Origin of the sequence: Halomonas sp. PBN3 (genome assembly GCF_000475415.1) — a bacterium.
Taxonomy (GTDB): Bacteria; Pseudomonadota; Gammaproteobacteria; order Pseudomonadales; family Halomonadaceae; genus Halomonas; species Halomonas shengliensis.
The window spans coordinates 1-3,151 of record NZ_AXCA01000011.1 but is presented as its reverse complement, the minus strand read 5'-3'; the positions used below and the strand labels follow the sequence as shown (position 1 = coordinate 3,151).

The following is a 3,151-nucleotide window of genomic DNA, read 5'->3' as shown; positions in this document are numbered from 1 at the left end:
GATCTTCACCCACAACCACCCCAGCGGGGAGCCCGATCCGAGCGATGCGGACCGACGCATCACCCAGCGCCTTAAAGAGGCACTGGGTCTGATCGAAGTTCGCGTGCTCGACCACATCGTGGTGGGCGGTTCGGACTCGGTCTCCTTCGCGGAGCGGGGTTATCTCTGACACCTCGGGCGCTTGCCCGTGACTTCTTGGACGGGTGCCGGCGCTGCCGGCCCCGTCCGCTCTTTTTGCATCCTGTCGAACAGGAGTCTGGTGATGATCAAGATCCCCGGACGGCTAACCGTCCGCACCATTCATGGGCGCAACGGCCCCTTCAACGTGGGCCGGCTGGCGGCCTCGATCGGCGAGTTCGTCATCAAGGATCCTCAGCTGGACCAGTTCAGCGAAGGGGTGTTTGAGGGCGAGTTTCTGCTGCTCGAGATCCGCCCGGCGAGCTACTTCGCCGGTGGCCGGCTGGTGGTGGAGGTCCGCGCCAAGGTCGGCGAGATGCTGCTGACCGAGGACGGCATGCTGGTGACCCAGCATGGGCCTCGCTTCGACTCCGCGGAGATGGATCCGCTGGAGGAGGAGATTGCTCCTGCGCCTTCTTCCGAGCCACCAGTCCCATCCACGCCTGGGCCGGGCGAGCTGATGGCTCCGCCTGTGCCATCGTCTCAGGGTGAAGCCGGCGAGGCACCAGGGCCCCAAGCCCCGGATGCCTACGCCTCTAGCCAGGAAGCCAATCCCGACGCCGAGCTCTTCGGCCTGCTCTGGCCCCTGGGGCAGAGCGTCAAGCTCGATCCCACCGTGGACCGGGCGCTGTTCCGCCGTCAGGTGAGTCGACTGAAGGAATTGGGCTACCGATTCCAGGCGCCGACCCAGACCTGGCAAGCCGCTGCCTGAGGCAGCCACTCCCCACCGGGGCATCTCGATGCCCTGGGCTCGGGATGTCCCCATCGCTCTTTGCTAACCGATGGAGGCCATCATGCCCGAGCTCTACACCCTCGATGAGTGCCTGGACCTGTACGCCGACGCGTTCTGCCTTGGCCGGCAGCGTGAGTGCCTGTTTCTCTCCCTGTGGGGGCGGGATACGGCGCTGCAGGAGCTGCTGGCCAGGCTGACGCTGCCAGCAGCAGACAACGGCCTGGATACCCTGCATCTCTGCCGGGGCGACACTCGCCACCCCATGGTCTTTGGCGACATGGACCGCTACTCCCGGCGCTCTGCCCGACTGCGCCAGACGCGTTTCGGCACCCTGGTGCACGTGTGGCTCTTCGACCAGTGCTGCATCACGCCGGATCGCGCCAATCTGCACAGCATTGCTCTGCTCGACGACGAGGAGGGCGCCTGCCCGGTGGATGACCAGCTATGGCCTCGCGTGCGGGAGCTCTGCCCGCTGCCCCTGCTGGATCACTGGCAGGGGCCGGTGATGACGCTGCTGCATGCCCAGCAGGCGGTACTGCCGGCCTCGTTCTCACAGGGGCCGATTCAGGCCTGGGAGATCTCCCTCGATGAGAACGACTTGGCCCTGCGCCTCAGCGGGATGATTCGCGCCGGCGTGCTTACCCCCGAGCCCTGAGCTCTCGCTCCACCCTGGTGCGGCCGTTCTGGCCGCGCCTACCACACCCAACCGACTGGAGGTGTCGCATGGCACTGATGTTTCAGCGCATTGCGCGCAACTTCGCCAGGAATGGCTACTTCCCCACGGATGAGGCGTCGCTTGAGCGGGTGCTTCAGGCGCTCAGCCCGGCGAGTGCCGGACGGATGAGGGTGCTCGACCCCTGTGCGGGAGAGGGTGCCGCCATCGCCGAGCTTGCGCACCACCTGGGGCGCGAACGCGTTCAGGCCTATGGCGTGGAGTATCACGCCGAGCGGGCCGCCTCGATGCAAGGCCTGGTGGATAGAGGCCTGCAGGGCGACCTGATGGACACGATGATCTCGCCGCGCAGCGTCGGCTGCCTGTGGCTCAACCCGCCCTACGGCGACCTGCTGGCCGACCACGCCGGCTATGAGCGCTATCAGGGCAAGGGGCGCAGGCGCCTGGAGAAGCTGTTCTACCAGCGCACCGTTGGCACCCTGCAGTATGGGGGTGTGCTGGTGTTGATCGTTCCCGACTACGCCCTGGACAAGGAGCTGACCGGCTGGCTGGTCAACCACTTCACCGAGCTGCGGGTCTTCCGCGCCGCCGTGGATGACTTTCAGCAGGTGGTGATCCTGGGTCGCCGGGTGCGACGCCGTGAGGCGGAGCGCAGTCAGGAGACCAAGGCAATGCGTGCCCAGCTGCTTCGCGTGGGAAGCAAGGAGGTCATACCTGAGGTGATCCCGGAGGTGTGGCCCTTCGAGCCCTACGTGGTACCGGCGGCTCAGGGCGAGCTGCGCCACTTTTATCGCGTGTCGCTCGATGCCGAGCAGCTGGCCGATGAGGTCGGGCGGCTGCAGGGGCTCTGGCCCGAGGCGGGCAGCGTGTTCGGGAAGACCGGCCAGGCGCCGCGTCCCCCGGTGCGCCGGCTCTCCTCCTGGCATCTGGCCTTATCGCTGGCGGCCGGGGCGATCTCCGGCGTGGTCACTGCGCCCAACGGCCGCTGCCTGGTGGTCAAGGGCAACACCCACAAGGATAAGGTCGCCAAGACCGAGTTCACCGAGCGGGAGGATGGTTCCATCACCGAGACCCGCGTGCTCACCGACCGCTTTGTGCCGGTGATCCGCGCCTGGGAGATGACGCCAGACTCGCCTCGCTGTGGGCAGCTGCTGACCATTACCTCGATGCCGGCGGCCAACGACGGCGAGCCGGAAGAGGGTGGCCAAGCGGCAGGTGCTGAGATGGAGGAAGAGCCAGGACCGCTCAACCGGGTCGCCGAGCGAGCCGCGAGGCCAGATCCACGCCGCTTCGAGGTGGGGCGCGTGGTGATGACCCGGGCCGTCAACGAGCTGGTGGAGCGAGGCGAGGTCTCGCCCATGGCGCTTCTCCGACGACACGTCACCGGCGACTGGGGTGACGTGCCCGAGGAGGACCGCCAGAGCAACGAGCAGGCCCTGATTCACGGTGACAGGCTGCTCTCGTCCTACCGGATCCGTGAGTCGCTCACGGTCTGGATCATCACCGAGGCGGATCGCAGCGCCACCACGCTGCTGCTGCCAGACGACTACTGACCGGCGCCCCGGGCG

General features: G+C 67.2%; 4 protein-coding genes. All 4 read left to right on the top strand.

Features of this window, described 5'->3' with window-relative positions; all coding sequences use genetic code 11:
* Positions 1–169 (top strand): JAB domain-containing protein (locus Q673_RS20490; RefSeq protein WP_023004498.1); only part of this gene is annotated, 169 nt, incomplete at its 5' end.
* A 93-nt stretch (positions 170–262) separates the two neighbouring features.
* Complete coding sequence (locus Q673_RS20485; RefSeq protein WP_023004497.1) at positions 263–889, top strand: DUF3275 family protein; 627 nt, start codon at positions 263–265, stop codon at positions 887–889.
* Between the two features lie 82 nt (positions 890–971).
* Positions 972–1,565: a hypothetical protein gene (locus Q673_RS20480; protein ID WP_031217507.1), complete on the top strand. Its 594-nt coding sequence runs from the start codon at positions 972–974 to the stop codon at positions 1,563–1,565.
* 68 nt (positions 1,566–1,633) lie between these two features.
* Positions 1,634–3,136, top strand: a complete 1,503-nt coding sequence (locus Q673_RS20475; protein WP_023004495.1) for a DUF6094 domain-containing protein — start codon at positions 1,634–1,636, stop codon at positions 3,134–3,136.
* Positions 3,137–3,151: the final 15 nt, after the last annotated feature.